Here is a 25,203-nt window from a genome sequence, read left to right on the forward strand (position 1 = left end):
CTCTACAACCATTGCATTTTTTAGCTTTTCAAAATTATACCATATACCTATTTAATAATCCCAAGATCTTCAAAAGTGAAAACAAAACCCCTCAATAGGAATTAACCTAAATGAGGGGTTAACAAAATTACACGGAATCCTCTTCCTGCTCATCCCACTGCTTGAGCAGCTGCTGGTACTGTCTCGCTTCCTCATATCGTCCCGCTTGAGTCAACAGCGCAGTCAGACGGCGGATCTGGTCAAGCTCAAAGCCGGACAGATCTACATATGTGGTCAACGATTCAATCGCCTTATCCGTCTTGCCCATGGACAGGTAGATGTCAGCCAAGATCGGATAGGCTGTCACATACTCCTCATCCATCGCGATTACGCCCTCCATATAAGGAAGCGCCTCATCCAGACGGCCCAGATAGAAGGCCATCAAGCCGCAGCCGTAAAGAATCTCCGGAGCCTGATCCACTTTGGCAGCCTGCATGTAATACTTGTAAGATTCCTCAAAATCACCGTGCTGGGCATAGGTACGCGCTTTTAACAACATCGTAGAGACCGCCTCTTCAGACACCCCGCCCAAAAGGTCCAATGCTTTGGAGACATCGCCGCTCTTCGCGTACATATCGCCGAGCGCTGTCTTGATATCCTCGTTGTCTGGCTCTTTTTGGCTGGCCATCTCCAAATACTTGATCGCCACCTCATCAAGATCCTGCAGGGAGTTCAGATCAGCGAGCAGCAGATAGAGCTGCACATGGTCGACACCCTCATCCTTGAGCTTATACAGATAATGCTGTGCTTTATCATAATCAGCTTCGTCCAACGCAATCTCCGCAAGCAGCAGCTCACATTCCTGACGCAGCTCGTCGCTTACCTCATCCCCTTTTCCGAGGATTTCGTCCAGGATATCGGCCGCTTCCTGTATATGGCCCAGCTGGTACCACACGTCTGCTAGATAGAGCATGACTTCTGGAAGGTCCTTTCCGTGCTCTTCGACCTTTTGCAAGACTTGAATCCCGAGCTCAAACTCATCGTTCTCAATCTTCTTCACTGCTTCGTCTATCACGCGAATCCATTTTTTCGGCATTGGTCATCACCTCGTGTATGTAGAAAAAATAAGTCACAAAAGACCGTCACAACAGGACGGTCTTTCCATTTACCTAGCATTATATACGATTTTTATGCTCTTGTAATCCAGCTCATCGTCAAAACTGTAATCAGGATCCCAAAAAAGCTGAGAACCAGTGGAAAATTAGGCTTGGTATGATCCACTTGGTTGTCTGAGGTAATCTCTGCGAGCATACTTGCTGAACTGTCAGCCTGGGCCAGCAACGACATGTTGGAGGCATCTGTCACCTCTGTCTGCTGATCCGAGCCAACCACCGCAACGGTAGAATCGATCGCTTCCGGCTCTTGGACAGCCTCTTCTGCGACGCCTACATTGGCTTTTAAGTTATCGGAGATAATTGATTCTGCCTTGGCACTGTACGGCATAAATCCATCCTGCTGCTGATCGGTGTTAGAATACAACGTAAAAGAACAAATCATTAATAGAATCATGGCAGCACTCAAACCGATCCGGCGCATTTTGGCCGTAAGTGTAAAGACTTTTCTTCCGATTGGAATTGCCCACTTCTCCTCCGAGAGAATCCGGGCCATGACTGCATCCACAATCGAAGTGGAGGCAGCAACTGCACTGTACTGCTGTTTGTCCGATTCAATCCAGTCACTGCTGTCTACGATAAAATCGTACTCCGAACGGCAAGCCGCGCATCCGGTCAGATGATTGTCCATCCTGCGGCGGGTCAGTTCGGGTAAGCAATTGTCCGCATAATCGGGCAATAGTTCTTGAGCTTCTTCGCACCTCATCGCTTACTCATCCCTTCGGCTTCCTCCAAATGTGGTTCTACAAAATAGGCTTCTAACTGATTTTTGATGCTCTGACGCGCACGGAATAGAAGCGATTTGACCGAACTGACAGTCAAGTCGAGAATGGAGGCAATCTCACCGTAATCCATTTGCTCATATTCACGTAATATTAAGGCTGATCGCTGTTTTTCGGGGAGGTTATTAATCGCTTGACGCACTAAATCTTCTCGTTCGGTCTGTAACAGCTGTTGTTCGGGCAGGCGTTCAAACGACACGGATGGCACAGTCAGCGTATCTTCCAGATAAATATCGGCATTGCGGCTCTTACGCAACTCACTGAGCACCGTATTGCGCGCAATCGTATACAACCATGTGGAAAAGGTAGCCTCCACATCGCGGAAAGAATGCAGACTCTTGTACGCCTTATAAAATGTCTCCTGACTCAGATCTTCCGCCATATGCTCCAGATGGGCCTGGCGCAGCATGTGACTGACGAAGGACAGGATTTTCTTTTCATAGCGGCGGATCAACTCGGCGTAGCACTCCACATTGCCTTCTTTTATTTCTCGGATTAACTGGGAATCGGTCATAACTATTGGTTTACCTCCTCAGCGATTCCGAACCCCCCAGCGATCTTTGTATACCATTAGACCACTGAGATTGCCAAAAGTTGCGGTACACTCAAAACTTTTATGCTAATTTTGTTAGGAATCCCTTTTATGAAAAAACCCCCAATAAATGGGGTCAGATCGCGTAGTTATAAGGTTGTAAATTTTTCAATATATTACCAGTTCCAATGACGGGTATGTGTTCTCCTTCATGGAAAACCCATTTACCTTTCGACATGACGTGAGCTATCTTACATATTTCGCTAAAATTGAGAATAGAGGAAAGTTCATAATTTGTCAACCAGTTTTGCTTCGAAATGAACAAAATGTCTGCATCGGCGCCAGGCAAGAGGCTCCCCTTCTGCGGATAACAGCCGATTGCTTTGGCCATGTTTGTGGATGCGACACGGACAAGAAGCGACAAGAGTTTGTCCGGTCTGTACGCTTTTTTACGGAGCCGCTCGGCAAACCGGTCGATGGGACAGATGACGGGCAGATACCCAAACCAGTTTTGTTGAATCGTATGCAGCACCCGCTCGATCTGTTCTCCCCCGATCATCGCAATTCGGTAAAAATCATCCTTATCCGTATGAGCGGGCTCGATCTCTTCCATACACGTACGGATTTTACCAAAGAAACAGTGCTGGAGCCACCATTCATTGATCAGTCGGCGCTGCTCACGGGTGACCGATTCTTTGGGTGTATGCAGATGGACAGCTAGCCGGGCATCGTGAAACAGGGGATAGAGGTTGTCCCAGTCGATTTTTTTCACTTCATCTAGCGATTGTACCGTCAGCTCCAGTAAGCGGAAGCCTTGGTCACGCAGCTTGCGGATTCGCTTGGGGGTAAAGGTATGCACCTCCAGATTCACCCGGACCGCATAATCGATCGGACTGTTGTAGTGCGGGGTCAACTGATAATGCAGCTGAAGCTCGTCCATCCAGCTCTCCAGACGGATCGAGTCTACCACTGTCGTCACTCCCTGGGCAATCTGCCTGCGGATCTCTTCTACGTAGGCTGCTTTTGGCTGGTGGTGCTTGGTCTGCCGCGAGAGGAACTGAATGAAGCCGGGCAACAGGTAATATTCAGCGGCATCGATGACGAGGGGCGCCTCTCCTTCCACCCTGACAGAAAACGTGTCTTTGGCTACACGCTTGATTTTGCCGTGTTCTATCCAGATATCTGCTTCTTTGAGACCATACGCCGTGACAATCGTGGCATTGCGGATCAGAAGTGACGGTTCGCTCAAAGGCTCGTACCCCCTTGTCGGCACAGACTTGTCCGTTTGGATTTGTACGAGCATATGCGCCTTGGACAAAAAAAAGAACCGCCGTGTTATGTAAGCGCATTCTGTAAGCGCATTCAAACGGCGGTAGCACAATCGTGCTTTTATATTTTGGATAGGAGTGGAGAGAAACCATACTGTACTTTTTATTATACCCAGCTTTTAATAATTGTCAAATTATTTTTTAAAAATAAAAGAGAGTTTTCTCACTTGATGCTGGAAAACTCTCCCTTTATCCATTTTTTATTTGCTTTTGGTTCCGGTCTGCTTCAGTTCGATACTGCCCGCCTTTGTCTCAAGGGTGATCTCCTTGCCCCCGCTGCCGAAGGTCTGGCTGACGGTGGAGCCTGTGCCGACCTCTGTAACCATCAGATTTTTGCCTTCGACCTCACCCATCTCTGCGGTGGCTGTGAGCTCGAACGAAGCGTCTGTGGGATGCATCACTTCGATCGACCCCATTTCATTGCGTACATCCCAGTCGCCTGCAATCTGATAGAAGGTTGAGATTTTGATCTCGCCCATCTCGTTCTCGGCGTCTAACTTGCCTGCGGGGTTCTTGATGGTGATGCTGCCAAGCTCTGATTTGACTGTCGTCTCTCCGATATCGGTCAAGCTGATCGCACCCGCTCTGGAGGTTGCTTTTACAGCTGTCGGGATATCGGTGGCCTGAATCGATCCCAGATCTGTATTGAGCACAGCCTCTGTGACCTTGGATACCTCAATGGCGCCTGTCTGCTGGTCGGCATAGACTTGGACGGTTCTTGGCACACGGACAGTGATGTAGACTTCTTTTAGCTTCTTGTGCTCCTCTACTTCGATTTGTAATTCGGAGCCGTTTTGCTCGACAGAGACTTCCAGTTGAGAGCTTATGCTTTTGGCCTCTTCTTGGGTCTGGGCTTTGATGTTGGCGTCGATCTTGACCGTTGCGACGGGATCGTCTGTGCCGATGACCTTGACCTCGCCGAGCGAATTGTTGATGTGGACGGATTCAATATCGGACGCTGACAATTCTGCATCGTGGAGCGTGACCCGGCTGCTCGGTCCGCTGATGATCGGCAAATTCTTCTCCAGGCCGTTCTGAACCGCCTCCAGGCTGCCCCAATCACCGTCTGACGTTTTGAAGCCTGGGATAAAGCTGGCGATCAGGATGATGACACCGGTCAGGACGATGCTTTTGCGGTCCAACTGCCATCTCGTCCCGCTGTCACCCGGTCTGATCTGTCTGTAGACCAGTTCACCGCCAACTGCGATCAGGATCAGAGGCCAAAATGGGAGGATACGGGGAAGCCACTGAGAGCCGGTCAACTTGTCTACGAGGATCGCTGTGCCTAGTGCAACCAAGGTCAGCGCTAATTGGTATCTTCCGATCTTTTTGTTCAAATGAAATCTCTCCTTACGAATTCAGATTACGAAACAGGCTCTGGTCCATCGAGGAGACTTCGCCGCGTTCCAGCTGTTCTCTTTTCTGAAAAACATGAAATACCGAGAAGAAAAACGTGATCGGAATCAAAAAAGCAAATGGCATGCCATCAAAGCGAGCTGTCAGCCAGATCGTCATGAAAAAGAGCGCCATCATCTCAAGGCCCTGCCGGATGAACCCGAGATACATATGCGCGAGTCCTGGTACGAAGCAAAACAGGAACGTAATGAATTTACTTTTGCGCTTGGGCTGCAGGGCTGGCTGGGTGGTGGCATGATTGGCTTGCTGATGCTTAGATGGACGAGTTGTTGTATCTGCAAACGGATTGCCAGCAAATGATGCAGAACCAACCGTTGCAGTGCCTTCTCCGGTATGTAGACCTGTCCCGTATCTCTTTTCAGCATGTTCCCCGATCAGACGGATACATTTTTCACATAATACGTTGTTATTGATAATATTCATGCACTCTTCGCAAAGGTCGGTAGCGCACAGACGACAGACACCCATCGCATTGCGGGTGGAATGGTAATGACAGCTCACAGCATGTTACCTCCTACCAAATATTCACAAGTACAGCCTATTCCCTACTCTACAGAAAAAGTTGCGAAAATGAAACATTTTTTGGTGATATGTCGCAAATCTATCACGATATTACGATGTAACGCATATAAGGTATGTTTTAGGCCATTTTGCATCACGCTACAAATGATATGGATATATGGGAGTGAATAACAAGTGGCCGAACACTTTGAATTATTTATCTTACTGCTTGGGGTAGCCGCCGCTGTGACAGCAATAGCCAACAAGCTGGGGCAGCCGTATCCGATTGCCCTCGTCATCGTCGGTACACTGATTGGTATCGTACCAGCTGAGGGCTTGGAAACAATCAAAGATGTCGTGGTGGCAGATGAATTGTTTCATTTTATCATCGTCATGCTGTTTCTGCCGACGCTACTGGGGGAAGCGACCCTCAAAATGCCTTTCTCACACATCAAACAAAGCATGAAGCCAATCGTATTGTTGGCGATTCTCGGGACTCTTCTTTCCTTTGTACTGACAGGATTTATGAGCATGTACATCCTTGGGTTGCCGCTTGCGATTGCGTTTGTCTTTGCAGCGCTGATGTCTGCAACCGATCCAATCAGCGTGATCTCGATTTTTAAAAGCATGGGTGTACCGCACCGTCTGGCGACGATCATGGAAGGCGAAAGCCTGGCAAATGACGGGGTTGCGGTTGTGTTTTTCAAGATTTCGGCCTTCTCTCTGCTGGTCTATGTGGAAGCTGGTGCCTTTGGATTGGTAAAAGGCTTGGGAGATTTCTTCCTGGTGGCGATGGGGGGCGCGGCGATCGGGTTTGTGCTGTCGTTCCTGTTTTCGCAGATCACAAAGTTCTATGATGATTATCCACTGGAGATTCTGTTCTCGATGCTGTTGTTCTACGGTTCTTTTTTTATTGCGGAGCATTATCATGTGTCAGGTGTGATAGCTGTGGTGGTCGCCGGGCTGGTCTATGGAAACTATGGCGCGAGGATTGGCATGACACCGACGACCCGTCTCAATATCCGTTCGTTCTGGGATGTGACGGCACTGGTGGCGAATTCGCTGATCTTCTTGCTTGTCGGGCTGGAGATTGACCGGATTCACTTGGCTGATAAATGGCAGATGGTGCTGTTGGCCATCGTGATCGTACTGGTTTCCCGCAGTCTGGCGGTGTATGGCAGTCTGCTGTTTGACAAGACGACTCCGTGGGCGTGGCGCCATGTGTTCAACTGGGGTGGACTGAAAGGCTCTCTGTCCATCGCGCTGGCCTTTAGTCTGCCGAGGGATTTTCCGGGTCGCGAGGATATCTTGGTGCTGGCATTCGGTGTGGTGCTGTTCTCGTTGATTATTCAGGCGCTGACGATCAAGCCGTTGATCCAAAAGCTTGGTCTGGTCTCCTCCACACATGAAGGAAGCGAATACGAGAACCTGTTGACCCGCTTCCACCGTTCCATCGCGGCCCGTGAAGAACTGGCCCGTATGGAAAAAATGGCGCTGATCTCCCCTACTGTCTACCAGACGCTGGATCAAGAATATGAGCAGCAGATTAATGTGTGCCGCCGGGAGATGGATACGTTGTTCTGCCGTTATCCACAGATTCAAGAGCAGCAGATCGAAGCTGCCCGCCGTCAGACACTGTATGCGGAGCAAGAAGCGATTGCCCGTCTCGAGCATAAGGAGATCGTATCACCTGATACTGCTGAGCAGGCGCGTCGGGAAGTGATCGGAAAGCTGGTAACGTTGTTGGAAAAAGAGAATCATTAACCAATTGGAAGGCAGCATAAAAAGAGGATTGTCTATGCAAAAAGCACCGTTTCCTACTGAATGAAGAGGTAGGGACGGTGCTTTTGTTTGCAGACAGAAGGGACAATAAGTAACTGAATGTGACTGGCTAGGTATGATTGACAGACTGCTTATCGGCTGATCTGTTCAGCAAGTAGGTAGAGGCTAGTTACTGACTGATCTCTCCAGTAATTGGCTGAGTTCAGTTTACTGACTGATCTGCTCCAGCAATTGGGCAAAGCCTGGGAATGAGACGTTGATCGCCTCAGAATTGTGGATTACCGTCTCTCCTGGGGCAGCCAAGCCTGCAATTGCCATCGCCATGCCGATGCGGTGGTCACCCATGCTGTCGATCTCTGCGGCGGTGAGTTGGGCAGAGCCTTCGATGATCATACCGTCATCGGTTGGCGTGACAGTAGCACCGAATTTGCTCAGTTGGGAGACGACAGTAGCGATGCGGTCGGTTTCTTTTACCTTCAGCTCTTCGGCGTCACGGATGATGGTTTGGCCTTTTGCCTGGGTAGCGAGAACCGCGATGACTGGAATCTCGTCGATCAGACGTGGAATCAGGTCGCCTTCGATCACTGTTCCAGTCAGTTCACTGTGTGTCACGACGATGTCAGCTATCGGCTCCTCGTTGACGATGCGTTGGTTGGTCAGCTCAATCTGTCCGCCCATCGCTTTCACCACGTCGATGATACCGGTACGGGTTGGATTGATGCCGACATTTTCAATGGTCAGCTTGCTGTTTGGCACCATCATGACCGCGACGATCAGGAAAGCTGCCGAAGAGATGTCGCCCGGTACGACGATCGAGCGTCCTTTGAGTGACTGTCCACCTTGGACGGACACGCTGTTGCCTTCTTGTACGATCTCAATGCCGAATGCACGGAGCATCCGCTCTGTGTGGTCACGGGAGACGGTCGGCTCCACCACGGTGGTTGTACCTTTTGCCTGCAGACCTGCGAGCAGGATCGCTGATTTGATCTGAGCGCTTGCTACAGGGGATTGGTAAGTGATCCCAGTCAGTTCGCCGCCACGGATGGCAAGCGGTGTGAACTCACCGTTTCTGCGGCCATCGATCTTGGCACCCATCTCGCGGAGCGGGCCGACGACACGGCGCATCGGACGCTTGGCAATCGACTCATCCCCTTCCAGTACGGTATGGAAAGGCTGGGTGGAAAGAATCCCTGAGATGAGGCGAATCGTGGTACCGGAGTTGCCGACATCCAGCTTTTCCGTCGGTTCTTGCAGACCAAACCATCCGTTGCCTTTGACGGTTACACGGTCGCCGTCTTGCTGGATCTCTACGCCCATGCGCTGAAAGCAGCTAATCGTGCTGAGACAGTCAGCTCCTGGCAAGAATCCGCTGATCTCTGTCGTACCTTCCGCCAGCGCGCCAAACATGACAGCACGGTGTGAAATAGATTTATCACCCGGTACACGGACCGTTCCTTGAATCTGTTTGGCTTGTTTTACTTGAAGCATATGGTTCCTCTCCTTTTGCGTCTCTGGTTTGTTTGTGTGTTCAATTACTCCCTCGGGTACACATGGTAGTCAAAATAACGCAGAATCTCCGCACCTTTTTCCAGTTCCCGTTCATTGCGGAAGGTGATACGCAATACGCCCAATTGATCCTCACGCGTCTCACGGATTTGAATATTGGTGATGCTGATCTGTTTGCTGCCGAGCAGGGTCGTGATTCGGCCAATCTCACCCGGATGGTCGGGGATATCTATGTACAGATCAAGCAAGGGCTCGATGGCACCGCGTTTGCGCTCTGGCAGGTTATCGCGAGCGTCTCTGGCATCACGGAAAAATTCCTCGATGCCGTCTCCATCACCCGAAGCAACCAACGCCATAATATTCTCGAAGCCCTGCCGCCAGTCGGTTGCGATCTTGATCAGGTAATCGCGGTTGTTGAGCAGGATATCGCGCCACATGCGCGGATTGCTCGAAGCGATCCGAGTGATGTCACGAAATCCCCCTGCCGCCAGACGGTGGTGCCATTCCTTCTCCTCATTGTAAGCGGACACTTGGTTCACGAGCAAGGCAGCGATCAGGTGCGGAAAATGGCTGACCGCTCCAACCACTTCATCATGCTCGTCCGGCTGCATCACCACCACATGGGCACGGGTGAGCGACAGCATCTGCTGAAGTCTCTCTACCTGCCCGGTCGGCACATCGGGGGTGGGGGTGAGTACGTAGTAGGCATTCTCAAACAGTAGCTCGTTAGCTGCTTCGACACCAGATTTGTGTGAGCCTGCCATCGGGTGCCCGCCGATGAACGTCACATTCTTTTGCGAAAGGATACCCGCATAGTCAACGATTCCCGTCTTGGTACTGCCTACATCAGTGATAATCGCCCCTTCTTTGAGGGTCAGGTCTGAGAGTTGACGCAGTAAAATTCGGATTTGTTCAACGGGCGGTGCCATGATAATCACATCTGCATCCAGAACAGCTGTCTGCAGGTCAACCGTCCCCTCGTCGATGATTCCGTTTACCAGTGCTTTGTTAATATTGGCTTCGTGTACATCAAAGCCGATGATATGATGGCTCGAATCTCGTCTGAGGGACAATGCAATCGAGCCGCCTATCAGCCCAATCCCCAGTATGGCTATCGTGGTTTTCATCTCCAGTATCCCCTATCTTGTCTCTGATCGGTCTCTCGTCTATATCTATCAAGAAAATCTATCGCGCATAAAAGCGTTAAAGTGTGTTGGTGAAACGAATGCCGGTGGAAAAACCGGCATCTGTTGTGTATGGCTGGGTTGATAGAACCATGCCTGTCATGTTACGAAAAGCTGCTTGCAGAATAGACGCAGGGCTTACTTGTTGGAAGCTACGCCTACCGTGTTGGCAAGAGCTTGGAGCATCTGGTCGTTCTGCGCTTCGTTACCAATGGTGATCCGCAGATAACCTGGGAAGCCAAGTGCGTTACCGGAACGGGTGATGATACCTTGCTTCAGCATTTTACTGAATGCTTCATCGGAATCAATGCCTACGTTCACAAGCACAAAGTTCGCTTGGGATGGGTAGTAGCTAAGACCCCACTCGTCGAATTTGTCGGTTACTTGTTTGAGGCCTTGACGGTTGAGATCGCGGCATCTCACGACGAACTCTTGATCAGCGAGGGATGCGCGGGCAGCAGCCTGTGCCAATGTGCTGGTGTTGAATGGTTCACGCACACGGTTGAGCGTGCTGATCATATCTTCAGATGCGACACCGTAACCTACGCGCAGTGCTGCAAGACCGTAGATTTTGGAGAAGGTGCGCAGGATGATCAGGTTTGGATATTGCGCGAGCATAGGAACGGTCTGTGGATATGCTGCATCCACTACGTATTCGTAGTATGCTTCGTCGAGCACGACCATCACGTCTTTGCTTACTTTACCCAAGAAAGCAACCAGCTCTGCTTCGGTATTGATTGTACCGGATGGGTTGTTCGGGTTGCAGACCCATACGACGCGGGTGTCGGCTTTGATCGCCGCTGCCATCGCATCGAGATCGTGAACGCCGTCTTTGAGCGGCACTTCAATCACTTCTGCACCGTCGATGGTAGCGTTGGATTTGTATTGTGGGAAGGTCGGAGTGGCCATCACAGTGCTTGTACCTTCACCGAGGTAGGCACGGGTGATCATCTGAACCACTTCGTCAGAACCATTACCAAAAATCAGCTGATCGGCTTTGACGCCCAGGAAATCAGCCAGTTCCCAGCGAAGCTGCATGGAGCCGCCATCTGGATAGATCGCAAGCGTGTCGAGCTGTGCACGGATCGCTTCTTTTGCTTGTTCAGAGCAGCCAAACGGGTTTTCGTTGGATGCCAGCTTGATTACTTCGGTGAGACCTAATTCACGTTTTACCTCATCAATCGGTTTACCTGGTTTATAAGGGGGTACATTCAGAATACGCTGTTTAGGTTGCATCAGGTTCACTCCAGACAGGTTATGTTTACCTGTTATTGTACACAAGGACAGAGCCTTTTTCAAAAAAATTTTTCATTTGTTTTCAGCTACTGCGTATCAAAGACCCGAACCCGCTCGACAAAATGCTTGATTTTAGCGTGATCCTTGACGCCGTCGGTCTCTACACCACTGGAGATATCTACAGCATACGGCTGATAGTTCGTAAGCAGTTCCGATATATTCTCTTCATTCACCCCGCCTGCCACGAAAAACGGGACATCCCCCGTGTATTCGCGCAGTTTGGGGATTTCCGACCAGGCAAACCGTTTGCCGGTGCCGCCCGCCTGCTTCGGATCGTGGGTATCGAACAGGAATGCAGAGACATGAGGAAAATAGTCTGCGATGTTGGTCAGCTGAGCAAAATCGCCCCCCACTGTCAACGCTTTCCATACCTCTACACCGTAACGTTCACGGACCAGTGCACAGATACCCGGTGTCTCCTGCCCGTGAAGCTGGATGACATCAAGCGGCGCATGGGCCATCACCTCGTCGAGCTCCTCCAGTGACGGATTAACGAAGACCCCTACCGCTCGCGGACGCTCAGGTACAGCGCGAAGCATCGCCCCTGCTTCGGTACCGCTCACCTGACGTTTGCTTGGGGCAAACACAAAGCCGACGTAGTCCACCCCACATCGCTTTAGCAGTTGCAGGGTAGCCACGTCTTTGATTCCGCATATTTTGACCGTGGTCATGCTTAGCGTACCTCTTGTGTCTGGTTCGCTGCTGGCTTTTCTCCGACCAGATCAATGACGGCTTGGGCGATGTCATCTTGGCGCATGAAGTGTTCGCCGACCAGCACGGAGCGTGCCCCGATGCTGTGCAGATACGTGATATCAGAAGCGGAGGAAATGCCGCTTTCGCTGACCAACGGGATATCTGCAGGCACTTGGGTGATCAACTGCTGAGTCGTTGCGATGTCGGTCTGAAACGTTTTGAGGTTGCGGTTGTTGACACCGAGCAGCTTTGGTGTGGTGCTGTTCAGCACGGTTTCGAGTTCCTCTGTATCATGAACCTCGATCAGCACATCAAGACCCACACTCTCGGCCACTTGGTTCAGGTGATGAAGCTCATTGCCGTCGAGAATGGCCGCGATCAACAAAATGCAGTCCGCACCTGCTGCACGGGCTTCCAGCACTTGAAGCTCGTCGATGAGAAAATCTTTGCGGATCAGCGGGATCTGGACAGCTTGGCGGATTTGGCGCAAGTACTCCAGATTGCCTTGAAAATACTGTTGATCGGTCAAAACGGACATGGCATCCGCTTGCGCTGCCGCATATGCTTTGGCAATCTCCACTGGGTCGAACTGTTCACGGATGATGCCTTTGGATGGCGAAGCCTTTTTCACCTCGGCGATCACACTGACCGGACGGGCGCTGTTGATAAGTGCGTTGCGAAAGCCGAGTGTATCGGGCATCGTTTTGATCTGATTGAGAAAATCTTCGGCGCGGGTGGCAGCCTTCAGTTGGGCCACCTCTTGCTTTTTGGTTTCGACGATCTTATGAAGCATGGGTCATCCCTCCTGCCACATCACGGAATTGTTCGAGCTTGCGGTTGACATCACCGCGTTCAATTGCTTCTGCCGCTTTGATCACGCCGTCTTGGATCGAGATCGCACGGCCGGACAGATAGAGAATCGCGCCCGCATTGAGCAGGACGATGTCGCGGGCCGCACCGCGTTTGCCTGAGAAAACTTCACGGATGATCGTCGCATTCAGGTTCGGATCTCCGCCTTTGATCGCTTCGGCTTCATGGCGCTCTAAGCCAAATTGTTCCGGGGTGATTTCGTACGTGGTGATCACGCCGTCACGCAGCTCAGCGACGCGGCTTGGGCCGGTGACAGTCAGTTCATCAAGGCCATCCTCGCCTGCGACGACGAGGGCGCGTTCTACACCGAGTTCACGCAGGACTTCGGCGACTGTCTCGATCAGGGAAGCATCATAGACGCCGAGCAGTTGTGCTTTTGCTCCGGCTGGGTTGGTCAAGGGCCCGAGCAGATTGAACACCGTGCGCATTTTCAGCTCTTTGCGCGGACCTGCCGCATGTTTCATCGCTTGGTGGTACAGCGGGGCGAACAGGAAGCAGAGATTGGTCAGTGTCAGGCAGTCAGCTGCACCTTCCGGGGACAGCGTAATCGGCACTCCCAATGCTTCGAGCACGTCGGCACTGCCGCTTTTGCTCGACACGGCGCGGTTGCCGTGTTTGGCTACCTGCACACCTGCACTGGCTGCGACGATCGCTGCAGCGGTGGAGATGTTGAAGGTATCCGCTCCATCCCCGCCTGTTCCGCATGTATCAACCAATCCATCACGCTCGAGTGGAAAACGAACCGCGCGCTCACGCATCGCCTGCGCAAACCCGATGATCTCCTCCACCTGTTCCCCTTTGAGGCGAAGACCGGCGAGAAACGCGCCGATCTGTGCTGGTGTGGCGTTGCCGTCCATAATCTCGCCCATGGCCCCCCGTGCGGTTTCACGGTCGAGATGTTTTCCCCGGATGATCAAATCCAGTGCTTGCGTAATCATACTCTCGCCCCCTCTAGAAATAACTGCTCTGCCTTTTCCAATGCGCGGATCATCCCCGCTGCTTTATTCACCGTCTCCTGATACTCGCTCTCTGGTACGGAATCTGCAACGATCCCTGCCCCTGCCTGCATATGGGCTACGCCGTCTTTGAACAGCAGTGTACGGATCGTGATACACATATCGAGATTGCCCGTAAAGCTGATGTAGCCAATCGCCCCTGAGTAGGTGTGACGCGCATCCGGCTCCAGCTCGGCGATGATCTCCATGGCCCTAATCTTCGGCGCTCCAGACACCGTACCCGCAGGAAATGCGGCCAGCAACGCATCGAATGCATCCAGATCCTTGCGCAATTTGCCCGTTACGTGGGAAACAATGTGCATGACATGGGAGTAGTTTTCAATTACCATCTGCTCTTCTACCTGTACGCTTCCGTATTCAGCGACACGGCCTACATCGTTGCGTCCAAGGTCTAAGAGCATATAGTGCTCGGCGCGCTCTTTCGGGTCTTGCAACAAATCCTCAGCAAGTGCTGCATCCTCCTCGGGTGTCGCTCCACGCTTGCGGGTGCCTGCGATCGGACGCACCTCTACCTTTTGATCCTCGACGCGTACAAGAAGCTCTGGGGAGGTCCCGACGATCGTCTCTCCCTCGTATTGCAGGATGTACATGTATGGGGACGGATTCAGCGTACGCAGCACACGATAGACGGAGAATGGGTCTACCTGGGTCTCGATGGAGAAGCGCTGTGACAGTACCACTTGGAAAATATCACCGGCAGCAATATACTCCTTGGCTTCGCGTACAATCCGTTCAAATTCCTCTTGCTCCATATTCGGTTTCACCGGCAGCTTCGGTGCGCTTTCGTTGGACACGGTGATCGGACGCAGCTGAAGCGAGCTGTGGAGTGGTGCGGATGCCTTTTCAGACAGGTCGAGCAGACGGCTGCACACCTCTGCATACTTCTGTTCGAGCACTTCCGGGGTATCGCCCGCTTCCACTTGCAGGTTGACGATTAATTGGATCTCTTGCTTGAGATGGTCGAATGCGATCAGTTCATCGATAAACAGGAAACGCATGTCAGCCACATTCACCGACTCTTTTTTATGCGGCGGCAGTTTTGGCTCAAAATAATGCAAGGTATTGTAGCCAAAGAATCCAACCGCACCGCCAGTCAGACGAGGGAAGCCGGCCAATTGCGGACTTGTGAACGGTTTAGTCAGCTCTCGCAGGGTATTGACCGGGTTGCCATGGAGCGTCTCTGTCTCTTCCACACCGCGGCGGCCGATGGTGATGTCATGGCCTTTTGCCTCGATGGTCATAAACGGACGCAATCCAATAAACGAATAACGGGCCCAACGCGCACCGCCTTCGACACTCTCAAGCAAGAAGGAATTATCTTGACGGAATTTGTGATAGAGGCGGATCGGGGTTTCTTGATCAGCCAGGAGGGTAAGCTTCACAGGGATAAAGGAATACTGCTCGGAAAGGGAAAGTACTTCAGGGAATGTTGGGGTAAACACGGATATTTTTCACCTCTTCTGTGGATGGCGAAGGGGTGATTGGGGGGAGAAAGTATGCAAAAGAATCCAAGGACAAAAGCATCCTTGGATTCATAGTAGGTTCCTATAAATCTCGGCTCCGCTCTTCTCTCCTCAACCAAGCTCTTCTCATCTCAACTAGTCTCAACTAAATCAAATACGTTCTAACTGTCATACCTGTTCTGAACTACGCTGTCTACTCTCTGTACTACCTATACTAAAAACGCTCACTTACTCTCAACTGTCTCTCACTTTAATAAAATCTGATTGTTTTGTCAACCTACTTATTCGCCAAATCTGGTCGAAGTTTGACAGCATCGCGTAAAAACACGTGTTCGATTTCTTTTTGCGACTTGTCGGTGTTGACATGCAGCAGAAGACGGATGCACATCGGAAGGCTGCCCTCTACCGGGATTTCCTGTGCGCACATGAGCGGCACATACGCCCATTCCGGCCATTCACGTGCCGCTTTCGGTGGAAAAACGGCGTTCAGGTCTTGTGTGGTGGTAAACAGGACGCTCACGATATCCTCCGGCACAAGGTCATTGCGGCTGACGATCTCTTGAATCAGTTCTTTGGTTGCTGTCACAATCTCTTGTTCCGTGTTGGCCGTCACCGTGACAGCTCCCCGGATTCCTCTTACGCCCATCAGGAATTCACCTCCGCTGCTTCTTTCATCACTTGATGTATGATGGACTCATCTATTTCTTTTACGATTTGGGCTTGCCCGATCCGGCTCGGCAGTACGAGTACAAGCTTGCCGCCTACACCTTTTTTGTCGCGCCGCATCACTTCCAGCACCTCATGCGGGTCACAGTGTGCAGGCCAGGCAGTCGGCAGACGGAAGGCTTGGAGCAGCTCTTCCGTGCGGGTCCGCGTACCTTGTGGGGCAAGCTCAATCCGCTCTGAGAGCTCTGCTGCCAGCACCATACCGATCGAGATGGCTTCCCCGTGGTTCAACCGGCTGTAATCACTCAAAGCTTCGAATGCGTGACCAAAGGTGTGTCCGAGATTAAGCAAGGCACGTACGCCCTGCTCTGTCTCATCCTGTGATACGATGTCTGCTTTGACTGCACATCCTCTATGTATCGCTTCGGCTGTCAAAGCAGAATCTAACTGATTGAGCGCCTCGCTGTGCTGCATCAGCCAGTCTACGAAGCCTTCGTCGGAGATCAGACCGTGCTTCGCCACTTCGGCAAAGCCTGCGGCAATCTCACGTGGAGGCAGCGTGCGCAGTGTCGCTGTATCGTAAATCACCATCAGCGGCTGGTGGAAGGCACCGATCAGGTTTTTGCCCAACTCGTGATTGATCGCCACTTTGCCGCCGACCGAGCTGTCATGGGCCAAAAGTGTCGTAGGCAGCTGGACAAACGGAATCCCGCGCATATACGTAGCCGCGACAAAGCCTGCCAAGTCGCCTACCACACCGCCACCCAGCGCCAGAACGACTGACTTGCGGTCGAGTCCGGCGCGAATCGCGGCCCCCATCACTTTTTCATAGACAGCGAACGATTTGGCCTTTTCGCCGGAGACGACGGTCTCAGATGCCGTCTGATACCCTGCCGCCTCTAAGCTGTCGGTCAGCTGTTGCAGATAGAGCGGGCCTACCTTATCATCTGTGATGATAAACAGTCTGCTCGTTGTACGTACGCCTTTTTCCTGTAAAAAGGACGGTACCTGTGCCAACAGTCCCTCTCCGATGTGGATCGGGTACGTTCTCTCTTCCAGATCAACAACAAGGGTGCGGGTCGTTGTGCTCATTAGAATTTCTCCGTGTATTCGCGGTGTTTGTTGACGTTCTCGATCATCTGCTCGAGGTGGTTGGATTGGAACTCCTCGCACATCACACGTGCAATCTCCCAAGCTACGACCGCTTCTGCTACCACGCTTGCTGCTGGTACTGCGCAGCTGTCAGAACGTTCAATCGTTGCCGCAAAGGCTTCCTTACTGTCGATATCAACACTCTGCAACGGTTTGTACAGGGTTGGAATCGGCTTCATCACGCCGCGTACGACGATTGGCATGCCAGTGGTCATCCCGCCCTCAAGTCCGCCTGCGCGGTTGGTGCTGCGGGAGAAGCCTTTGCCGTCTTCCCAGATGATCTCGTCATGTACCTGTGAGCCTGGACGACCTGCCGCTTCAAAACCGATCCCGATCTCGACGCCTTTGAACGCTTGGATGCTCATGATCGCCTGAGCGAGACGACCATCCAACTTGCGGTCCCATTGTACATGGCTACCAAGTCCGACCGGCACACCTTCGACGATGACTTCGACCGTACCGCCGAGGGAATCGCCGTCTTCTTTGGCCTTGTCGATCAGAGCCATCATCTCTGCTTCTGCCTCTTTGTCCAACACGCGGACAGGGGACTCTTCGGTTTTTGCAATGATTTCATCAATCGGCAGATCTACTTCCTTGGCGATGACATGTCCAATCTGTCTGACTTGTCCTGCCACTTTAATCCCGAATTGCTCCAACAGCTGCTTCGCCAATGCACCGACAGCTACGCGAACCGCTGTCTCGCGGGCACTGGAACGCTCCAGGATATTACGCATGTCGCGCTGGTTGTATTTGATCGCACCATTGAGGTCAGCATGGCCTGGACGCGGACGGGAAACGCGGCGGCGGTCTTCGCCCTCTTCAACCGGCTCGATGCTCATGATGTTGCGCCAGTGCGTCCAGTCTTTATTCTCGACGACCATCGTGATCGGCGCACCTGTGGTAAACCCGTGGCGGACACCAGAAAGGATTTGCGCTTGGTCTTTCTCAATCTGCATGCGTCGGCCACGACCATGACCTTTTTGGCGGCGATGCAGCTCCTCATTGATTTTCTCAAATGAAATTGGGAGATTACTCGGTACCCCTTCAATAATTGCTGTTAACTGTGGACCGTGTGATTCTCCTGCTGTCAAATATCTCATCTCTTCTCTCCTCCTGATAATCCTTTAGCGCTTTTATGTGCAATAGTAACACACTTTTCTGGTGATGAAAACCATAAACAAAAACAAAATGCTTCTCCAGCGAAAGAGAAGCACCCGATTCGAGCTACTTGGTTTATGCGTTGTCCGCGACAGCGAACGGATTTGGGTGCAGTGGACGGCTTCGAACATCCACTGATACGAGGTCATCCATCTGACTTTTTTCTGCGCCCAGAATCTGCCCGCACTCTTGCAAGGTGATAAGTCCACGGCGGTATGCTTCAATCACTTTTGCTTTGTCCATGTATTTATGCCTCCTTAAGCATTCTCTTATATGCTTATTTTTGGAAAATTCTCAGGAGGATATACATGGGCACTCACCAAATTACCCCATTTTTTTATAAAAGAAGGTATCTTCTGCTTCGAAATTATACTGTTGCGGTTGAAAAATCTGTTCAGTGCTGCCGACGAACAAGACACCACCCGGGCGAAGTGCACGGCTGAACTTCTGGTACAGCTCATGCTTGGCTTCCTCGGTGAAATAGATCATGACGTTGCGGCAGACGATGAGATCGAAGCCACTCTCGAACGGATCAGCCAGCAGATTCTGCTTTTTGAACGTGACGGCGTTCTTCACGTCTTGTGAGATCCGGTAGGTGATCCCGTCTTTGGCAAAATATTTGGTCAGGAGGTCTTTCGGACAATCCTGCAGGGAACGGTCCGTATAGACGCCCTGCTTGGCCTTGGCGATGGCCCCTTCGTCGATGTCGGTCGCCATAATGCTCGCGTCGCGCAAAAGCCCCATTTTGAGCAGAAGCAATGTCAGTGTATAAGGCTCCTCCCCTGTTGAGCAGGCCGCACTCCAGATTTTTAGGCGGCGCGATTCGCGGTGCAGGCGAGGCATGATTTTTTTCTCCAGAACATCCCATCGGCTTGGATTGCGGAAAAATTCAGAGACGTTGATCGTCATGCGGTCCAGGAATTCATAAAAGAGCTCCTGATCTTTGCTCAACGCCTCAAAATAGGCGGCAAAGGTGTTGTACCCGCGTTTCAGGCGAAGCGAGGTGAGACGGCGCTTCATCTGTGCTTCTTTGTAAAGGGCGAGGTCAATGCCCGTCTTTTTCTTGATGCTTGCTATAAATTGGAGAAAGTCTTTATCTTCCATCGGTACACAAAGCCTCCTTCGTTGACTGAATTTCCATTCGCTATCGGGGCTTTCGATTCCTGCCAGGAAAGATCAAAAACAAAAAGAAAAAGACCCCACTACGAGGTCTTTTCCCTTTTTCGTCAAAATTAAATCCAGCGTTGGATTGTTTTATCGAAAGAAAGCACTTCGGACTCGTTGAACCAGAGACCGATTTCACGAGCTGCAGACTCAGGGGAGTCAGAACCGTGGATGATGTTCATGCCAACGGATACTGCGAAGTCGCCACGGATGGTGCCAGGTGCAGCGTCAGCTGGGTTGGTTTTACCCATCATGTTACGAGCAGTTGCGATTACGTTCGCACCTTCCCATACCATTGCAAAAACTGGGCCGGAAGTGATGAAGTCAACGAGTTCGCCGAAGAAAGGACGCTCTTTGTGCTCACCGTAGTGCTCTTCTGCGAGTTCACGGGATACGTTCATGAGTTTCGCACCTGCAAGTTTGAAACCTTTTTTCTCGAAACGAGCAACGATTTCACCGGTCAGGTTACGTTGTACGCCGTCTGGCTTAACCATGATAAATGTTCTTTCCATGAGTGATGCCTCCAATTAGCTCTTATGTATTAGGCTTTCTGTGATGAAAACCTTTTGGACAACCAACGAAAATTTTATCAAAGATAGGACAAGCAAGCAACTCTAAACACGTAAAAATTCAATTAAAAATTGCGTGCACCGATAAAATTGGCGATTTCTAAGAGAGATCGCTTGGTTGTGGTCTCCGGCAGATCGGCCAGAGCATCCTTAGCCAGGTTGATATAACGGTCAGCCACCTGACGGGCGAACTCGATCCCCTCACCTGCGCGGATCAGTGCAATCGCCTCGTCGATATGATCATCGACCGTTCCTTCTTTAATCCACTTCTGAAAACGTTCACGGTCCGCTCCTACAAATGCGCTGTAGAGGGCAGGCAGTGTGATGTTACCTTGGCGCAGGTCGCTTCCCGCCGGCTTGCCGAGCTGCTGCTCTGTACCGGTGAAGTCTAAAATATCATCCCGCACCTGAAACGCCATCCCGGCATTGTAGCCAAAACGGTACATGCGTCTCACAATCTCAGGCTCAGCGTCGGCCGCAATCGCTCCAAGCTGGCAGCTGATCGCGATGAGAAGGGCTGTCTTGCGCTTGATACGGCGCAGGTACGTACGCAGACCCTGATCCCAATTGTTCAGGTCGCGTACCTGCTCGATCTCCCCTTTGCACATCTCCACGATGGCTTTGGAGAGAATCCGGTGAATCTCCGGATTTTTCAATTCGGTAGCGACCATCAGCGCTTTACCCAAAATATAATCGCCCGTATACATCGCCACACGGTTGTCCCATTTGGCCCGGACGGTATCTTTGCCGCGGCGCTTATCAGCGTCGTCAACTACGTCATCGTGAACCAGTGTCGCCATGTGGATCAGCTCAAGCGGAACCGCCACATAGGACAGCTTGGTCAGATCATACTGACCCAGTTGACCCGCGAGCAGGACAAAAACCGGACGAATCCGCTTGCCCCCTGCTTTGAGCAGGTGGGTCGAGGATTGATGCAGCTCTACGTTCTGTGGATCAATCGCCCGCTCCAGCTCCCGCTCAATGAATTGAATATCTGATTGAAATTCGGCGTAAATATCGACAAGGTTCATCCGTTCCACCTGATTCGTTTACGTAGTTGGGGTTGCTTTGGCCCCTGCTTCCCACTGAACCACTTTTACCGGTCCTGCTAAGAGACCCAGCTCGGCGGCACAGGCAAAAAAGTATTCCAGTCCTTCGATCTGAACCGGGGACAGGTCATAGCCCAGACCGCGGAAATAAGCGGTCCACGTCTCTTCATCACCGCCAAAATGCCCTTGGCAATGACGGACGATATCATCTAGACTCTGCATGCTTTTTTGTTTGCTGGCCAGAAATTCGGTATGGATCTGTGCGACCAGATCAGCATGTTCGGCGAGTGCATCCTTTCGCACGGTCCACAATGCTGTGGTCAACGGGTACCCTGTAAAGTCGTTCCAGAGTTCTCCCAGATCATATACATGGTACTCTTTGTTGTTGCGATATGCAAGCAAGGCCTCGTCACCGATCAGTACAGCGACCTCATGATCCTTCATCATATCGGCAAGGACGGGCGCGCACATGTCATAGGTAACAGTATGACCGTGAAACTTTTGCAAAATAATTTTGGTCAGATTAATCGATGTGGCTGACGTGTTGGTCAGGGCTACACGCGCTCCATCCAGCTCCTCAATCGGCTTTTTGCTAAAAATGAAGAGAGAGCCTACACGGCGCTTGGCGCTTACGGACAAGTCCGGCAGAACCAGATAAGAATCCGCATGCTCGGCATAACTGAAAGCGGAGATTGGCCCGATGTGGATTTCGCCACGGGACATCGCCAGATTGAGTTGGGCTGGAACTTGCTCAATGAAGTCAACCTGGTCACGAAAGCGCTCTTGATCGAAATAGTAGGTGACTGGAAGTGTGTTGGTATACGAGATCTGTCCGATTTTCAAGGCTTTTTGACTCATTCGCTTGTGTCCCCCCAGCGTCGGAAAAGCGTATGAGGGATGTCCAGCTGATCCAGGGTTTTGCCAACGACGAAATTCACGATGTCATCAAGCGTCTGTGGACGTTGATAAAAGCCTGGCATGGCTGGCACGATACGCGCTCCGATACGGCTTAATGTCAGCATATTTTCCAAATGAATCGCATTGAGCGGTGTTTCACGCGGTACAATAATCAGCTTGCGGCCTTCCTTGAGCATGACGTCTGCGACACGCTCCATCAGGTTGCCGGACGCCCCGTGGGCTATCCCTGAGAGCGTACCCATGGAGCACGGCATGATCACCATACCGTCACTCCGATACGAGCCACTCGCCGCCGGACAGTTGAAGTTGCGCTGGTGCCAGTAGAACAATTCACCACTGGAGTCGCCCCTCAGCTTATCCTGCAAAAATGCTTCACGGTCTTCAGGTGCTTCCACCGACCAGTCCAGCTCGTCGTGAAACACCTGCCAGCCCGCTTCGGTCACCATCAGATGAACCGTATGCCCGCCTTTTAGCAGTTCCTGTACCAGACGGACACCATAAATCGCTCCGCTTGCTCCGGTAATTCCTACTGCCAGCTTTTTGCCGCTGCTCATAGGAACACCAGATCGATCATCGTGAAGACAAACATCACGACGCTCAATACACCGTTCATGTTGAAAAACGCCATATCCAGCTTGGACAGGTCGTTTGGCTTGACCAAGGAATGCTCATACACCAGAATCACAGCGGAGACGATTACACCAATCAGGAACCAGATAGACAAAGACGCATACAGATACAGGCTAAACAGACCGATGATGGTCAGGATATGACATCCACGGGCGATCAGGAGCGCATTGGCAATCCCAAAACGGCTCGGTACGGAGAACAATCCTGCCTGACGGTCAAAATCAGCATCTTGGCACGCATAGATGATATCAAAGCCTGCTGTCCACAGTACGACGGAGAGGAACAACAGCATCGCTGTCGTATCGATTTGACCTGTGGTAGCTACCCAGCCGCCCAACGGACCAAATCCAATCGCCACACCGAGGACAAAATGGCACAACCACGTAAAGCGTTTGGTGTAGGAATAAAGGATGAGGACGAACACTGCAAGCGGTAACAACTTGACTGCAAGATCATTGAGCTGGAACGCTGCATAGAAGAGTGCCGCAAATGATACAACGATAAAAGCAACCACTTCCAACGCAGAGAGAAGACCAGCCGGAATCGCACGGGTGGCTGTTCTTGGGTTCTTCGCGTCGATGAAACGGTCGATAAGGCGGTTGAGCGACATCGCTGCACTTCTCGCCCCGACCATCGCTACGATTACCCAGAAAATCTCCGACCAGGTCGGCCATGTGCCTTCGACCACGATACTTCCCAATACCGCCCCCATAAAAGCAAACGGCAACGCAAAAATCGAGTGCTCAAACTTGATCATCTCTAGGATAATTTTAATTTTATTAATCATGTTTACACCTACTTCTTCGTCCCGATATGAAGTGCCGATACGCCGCCCAAGAACAGTTTCACTTGTACAGGATCAAGCCCCGCCTTTTGGAACATCCCTGCCAGTTCTTTGCTGTCTGGGAAATTGGTGAGCGACTGCGGCAACCAGGCATATTGTTCATACTTGTCTACAACCATCTTCGCGATCATCGGCAGGACGTTGTAAAAATACAGGTAAAAGAGCTTCCGGTACGGAATGAATGGTGGCTTGGACACTTCGAGGGATACCACTTTACCGCCTGGCTTCACCACGCGGGCCATCTCGTTCAATACGGTCTGCACGTCAGGCACATTGCGCAGGGCAAAGCCGATCGTGGCAAAATCAAAGGTGTTGTCTTCATACGGCAGCTTCATTGCATCGCCGTTGACCAGCTTGATGGTACCGCCAAGTCCCTCTTTGGAGACCTTGTACGCCCCAACATCCAGCATGTTTTGACTGAAATCAAGTCCCACTACCTGTCCATTGCTCCCCACCGCTCTGGCCAGGCTAATGGTCCAATCACACGTCCCGCAGGCTACGTCGATGCATTTGTCCCCTGGTTTAACGTTCAACTGTTTCATCGTGTAGTTGCGCCAAGCTACGTGACTGCCGAAGCTGATCACATTGTTCATGCGGTCATATTCATCAGCGATGCTTTCAAACACCGAATGGACGTACTTGGCTTTCTGCATTTGCTCTTGGTTCCTCAACGGTTCTACATCTCCTCAGCGCGCTTCAAGCGTTTGACTCGATGGGAATAGCGGGATGTCACCCATGCCAATCCCGTCTGTTTCTCTGTAGGATTCAAATTGATGATTAATTGTTCGCAAACAGACAGAAGCTCCATCACTTTTGCCTCGATTGAATCAATCACATTGGCAAGCGTGGAGCCGGGCTTCTGTAACAAAAACTGGGAGAAGCCAAAAGGGACCTGCTGTTGCCATCTGAGTTGTTCCCATTCTGCGATCATCTGTTCAAATGCGGTCGTCTGTTCAATCAGGTTGGTCCAAAAACGGCTTTCCTCGCCATTCTTGACATGAGCTTGTACCACGGACAGGTACAAGGCGGTGTCAATCGTCTTGCGTAAAGAGAGGTAATTCTCAAGCGAGAGCTGGTTGGACGTCTTCGCCAGATAGAGCTTCATCTTGGCTTCGTTCACCTCTTGGATCGCCTGAGCCAAGACCGCAATCGCTTCGATCTCCCCTGCTTCTGCCAGCAAGTGATAGTAATAACTGCTATAGTAATCGCCAGCCAGTACGGACAATTGACGGTTCCGTTCGGCGACCAACGACTCGTCGTACTGGATTTTCACCATCTCATGGGTGTCAAGACCAAGTTGTACCAGACCTGTTGTTACGCAGTAGACTTTAGCCCGCTCCTTCGTGAAGCCGGTCTCCCGCAAAAAGAAATACAGCAAGGCAAGGCGATTCTCTGCCACAGCGGGAACATCCACGTATTCCTGAACGTATGGTTGGGAGATCACTTGTGTCATGTGTTCCAATATTTCTCTGAAGTCGTCTAGGAATGGTGCGCTATCCAAAGCTTCTTATGCCTCCTCCAATAAAGCGGTCC

26 protein-coding genes are annotated in these 25,203 nt (G+C 51.4%); 1 reads left to right on the forward strand and 25 read right to left on the reverse strand.

Translation table 11 applies throughout. From position 1 onward, the window contains the following. Nucleotides 1-127: 127 nt before the first annotated feature. From FGI41_RS06460 to FGI41_RS06485, 6 genes are all read right to left on the reverse strand, one after another. Entirely contained in the window at nucleotides 128-1,075 is a 948-nt protein-coding gene (locus FGI41_RS06460; protein ID WP_139489151.1) for a tetratricopeptide repeat protein, read from the reverse strand. A gap of 92 nt (nucleotides 1,076-1,167) precedes the next feature. Continuing rightward, nucleotides 1,168-1,857 (reverse strand): zf-HC2 domain-containing protein, encoded by a 690-nt coding sequence (locus tag FGI41_RS06465; RefSeq protein WP_139489152.1) that lies wholly within the window; start codon nucleotides 1,855-1,857, stop codon nucleotides 1,168-1,170. Continuing rightward, nucleotides 1,854-2,447, reverse strand: coding sequence for an RNA polymerase sigma factor (locus FGI41_RS06470; protein WP_139489153.1), 594 nt, complete (start codon nucleotides 2,445-2,447; stop codon nucleotides 1,854-1,856). The genes FGI41_RS06465 and FGI41_RS06470 overlap by 4 nt, the downstream gene beginning before the upstream one ends. A 154-nt stretch (nucleotides 2,448-2,601) precedes the next feature. Continuing rightward, on the reverse strand, nucleotides 2,602-3,714 hold the full coding sequence (locus FGI41_RS06475; protein WP_176560158.1) for an amidohydrolase family protein: 1,113 nt from the start codon (nucleotides 3,712-3,714) through the stop codon (nucleotides 2,602-2,604). A 279-nt stretch (nucleotides 3,715-3,993) separates the two neighbouring features. Beyond that, the gene (locus FGI41_RS06480) at nucleotides 3,994-5,130 is read right to left on the reverse strand and encodes a DUF4097 family beta strand repeat-containing protein (RefSeq protein WP_176560159.1); all 1,137 of its coding nucleotides are present in this window, start codon (nucleotides 5,128-5,130) and stop codon (nucleotides 3,994-3,996) included. A 13-nt stretch (nucleotides 5,131-5,143) separates the two neighbouring features. Next, entirely contained in the window at nucleotides 5,144-5,710 is a 567-nt protein-coding gene (locus tag FGI41_RS06485; RefSeq protein WP_139489156.1) for a hypothetical protein, read from the reverse strand. Between the two features lie 195 nt (nucleotides 5,711-5,905). Here FGI41_RS06485 and FGI41_RS06490 point away from each other — a divergent pair, with 195 nt between their 5' ends. Continuing rightward, the gene (locus FGI41_RS06490) at nucleotides 5,906-7,474 is read left to right on the forward strand and encodes a Na+/H+ antiporter (protein ID WP_139489157.1); all 1,569 of its coding nucleotides are present in this window, start codon (nucleotides 5,906-5,908) and stop codon (nucleotides 7,472-7,474) included. 225 nt (nucleotides 7,475-7,699) lie between these two features. Here FGI41_RS06490 and aroA read toward each other — a convergent pair whose 3' ends face one another. From aroA to FGI41_RS06580, 19 genes are all read right to left on the reverse strand, one after another. Continuing rightward, nucleotides 7,700-8,980, reverse strand: coding sequence for a 3-phosphoshikimate 1-carboxyvinyltransferase (aroA, locus tag FGI41_RS06495; protein ID WP_139489158.1), 1,281 nt, complete (start codon nucleotides 8,978-8,980; stop codon nucleotides 7,700-7,702). A 44-nt stretch (nucleotides 8,981-9,024) separates the two neighbouring features. Beyond that, entirely contained in the window at nucleotides 9,025-10,125 is a 1,101-nt protein-coding gene (locus FGI41_RS06500; protein ID WP_139489159.1) for a prephenate dehydrogenase, read from the reverse strand. A 195-nt stretch (nucleotides 10,126-10,320) separates the two neighbouring features. Then, nucleotides 10,321-11,418 carry a histidinol-phosphate transaminase gene (hisC, locus tag FGI41_RS06505; RefSeq protein ID WP_139489160.1) on the reverse strand — a complete coding sequence of 366 codons (1,098 nt, stop codon included), beginning with the start codon at nucleotides 11,416-11,418 and terminating at the stop codon, nucleotides 10,321-10,323. Between the two features lie 86 nt (nucleotides 11,419-11,504). Next, complete coding sequence (locus FGI41_RS06510; protein WP_139489161.1) at nucleotides 11,505-12,149, reverse strand: phosphoribosylanthranilate isomerase; 645 nt, start codon at nucleotides 12,147-12,149, stop codon at nucleotides 11,505-11,507. Nucleotides 12,150-12,151: 2 nt separating this feature from the next. Beyond that, nucleotides 12,152-12,964, reverse strand: coding sequence for an indole-3-glycerol phosphate synthase TrpC (gene trpC / locus FGI41_RS06515; RefSeq protein WP_139489162.1), 813 nt, complete (start codon nucleotides 12,962-12,964; stop codon nucleotides 12,152-12,154). Next, nucleotides 12,954-13,979 carry an anthranilate phosphoribosyltransferase gene (trpD, locus tag FGI41_RS06520; protein ID WP_139489163.1) on the reverse strand — a complete coding sequence of 342 codons (1,026 nt, stop codon included), beginning with the start codon at nucleotides 13,977-13,979 and terminating at the stop codon, nucleotides 12,954-12,956. Before trpD ends, trpC begins: the two co-directional genes overlap by 11 nt. Continuing rightward, on the reverse strand, nucleotides 13,976-15,499 hold the full coding sequence (gene trpE, locus FGI41_RS06525; protein WP_139489164.1) for an anthranilate synthase component I: 1,524 nt from the start codon (nucleotides 15,497-15,499) through the stop codon (nucleotides 13,976-13,978). The genes trpD and trpE overlap by 4 nt, the downstream gene beginning before the upstream one ends. 298 nt (nucleotides 15,500-15,797) lie before the next feature. Further along, the gene (aroH, locus tag FGI41_RS06530) at nucleotides 15,798-16,166 is read right to left on the reverse strand and encodes a chorismate mutase (protein WP_139489165.1); all 369 of its coding nucleotides are present in this window, start codon (nucleotides 16,164-16,166) and stop codon (nucleotides 15,798-15,800) included. Next, nucleotides 16,166-17,278: a 3-dehydroquinate synthase gene (gene aroB, locus FGI41_RS06535; protein ID WP_139489166.1), complete on the reverse strand. Its 1,113-nt coding sequence runs from the start codon at nucleotides 17,276-17,278 to the stop codon at nucleotides 16,166-16,168. Before aroB ends, aroH begins: the two co-directional genes overlap by 1 nt. Beyond that, nucleotides 17,278-18,438, reverse strand: a complete 1,161-nt coding sequence (gene aroC / locus FGI41_RS06540; protein WP_139489167.1) for a chorismate synthase — start codon at nucleotides 18,436-18,438, stop codon at nucleotides 17,278-17,280. Before aroC ends, aroB begins: the two co-directional genes overlap by 1 nt. 133 nt (nucleotides 18,439-18,571) lie before the next feature. Continuing rightward, nucleotides 18,572-18,739 carry a hypothetical protein gene (locus FGI41_RS24795; RefSeq protein ID WP_176560160.1) on the reverse strand — a complete coding sequence of 56 codons (168 nt, stop codon included), beginning with the start codon at nucleotides 18,737-18,739 and terminating at the stop codon, nucleotides 18,572-18,574. A gap of 81 nt (nucleotides 18,740-18,820) precedes the next feature. Then, nucleotides 18,821-19,600 carry a CheR family methyltransferase gene (locus FGI41_RS06545; protein WP_139489168.1) on the reverse strand — a complete coding sequence of 260 codons (780 nt, stop codon included), beginning with the start codon at nucleotides 19,598-19,600 and terminating at the stop codon, nucleotides 18,821-18,823. Between the two features lie 128 nt (nucleotides 19,601-19,728). Continuing rightward, the gene (gene ndk / locus FGI41_RS06550; protein ID WP_139489169.1) at nucleotides 19,729-20,172 is read right to left on the reverse strand and encodes a nucleoside-diphosphate kinase; all 444 of its coding nucleotides are present in this window, start codon (nucleotides 20,170-20,172) and stop codon (nucleotides 19,729-19,731) included. Between the two features lie 122 nt (nucleotides 20,173-20,294). Next, nucleotides 20,295-21,260 carry a polyprenyl synthetase family protein gene (locus tag FGI41_RS06555; protein WP_139489170.1) on the reverse strand — a complete coding sequence of 322 codons (966 nt, stop codon included), beginning with the start codon at nucleotides 21,258-21,260 and terminating at the stop codon, nucleotides 20,295-20,297. An 18-nt stretch (nucleotides 21,261-21,278) separates the two neighbouring features. Then, nucleotides 21,279-22,136, reverse strand: a complete 858-nt coding sequence (locus FGI41_RS06560) for a menaquinone biosynthesis protein (protein WP_139489171.1) — start codon at nucleotides 22,134-22,136, stop codon at nucleotides 21,279-21,281. Continuing rightward, nucleotides 22,133-22,750, reverse strand: a complete 618-nt coding sequence (locus FGI41_RS06565) for a UbiX family flavin prenyltransferase (RefSeq protein WP_139489172.1) — start codon at nucleotides 22,748-22,750, stop codon at nucleotides 22,133-22,135. The genes FGI41_RS06560 and FGI41_RS06565 overlap by 4 nt, the downstream gene beginning before the upstream one ends. Beyond that, nucleotides 22,747-23,613, reverse strand: coding sequence for a UbiA-like polyprenyltransferase (locus tag FGI41_RS06570; protein WP_139489173.1), 867 nt, complete (start codon nucleotides 23,611-23,613; stop codon nucleotides 22,747-22,749). The genes FGI41_RS06565 and FGI41_RS06570 overlap by 4 nt, the downstream gene beginning before the upstream one ends. 8 nt (nucleotides 23,614-23,621) lie before the next feature. Continuing rightward, nucleotides 23,622-24,323 (reverse strand): demethylmenaquinone methyltransferase, encoded by a 702-nt coding sequence (locus FGI41_RS06575; protein ID WP_139489653.1) that lies wholly within the window; start codon nucleotides 24,321-24,323, stop codon nucleotides 23,622-23,624. A gap of 23 nt (nucleotides 24,324-24,346) precedes the next feature. Next, complete coding sequence (locus FGI41_RS06580; protein WP_139489654.1) at nucleotides 24,347-25,123, reverse strand: heptaprenyl diphosphate synthase component 1; 777 nt, start codon at nucleotides 25,121-25,123, stop codon at nucleotides 24,347-24,349. Between the last annotated feature and the right edge of the window lie 80 nt (nucleotides 25,124-25,203).

The sequence above is a fragment of the Brevibacillus dissolubilis genome, assembly GCF_006170445.1.
In the GTDB taxonomy this organism is placed as follows: domain Bacteria; phylum Bacillota; class Bacilli; order Brevibacillales; family Brevibacillaceae; genus Brevibacillus_B; species Brevibacillus_B dissolubilis.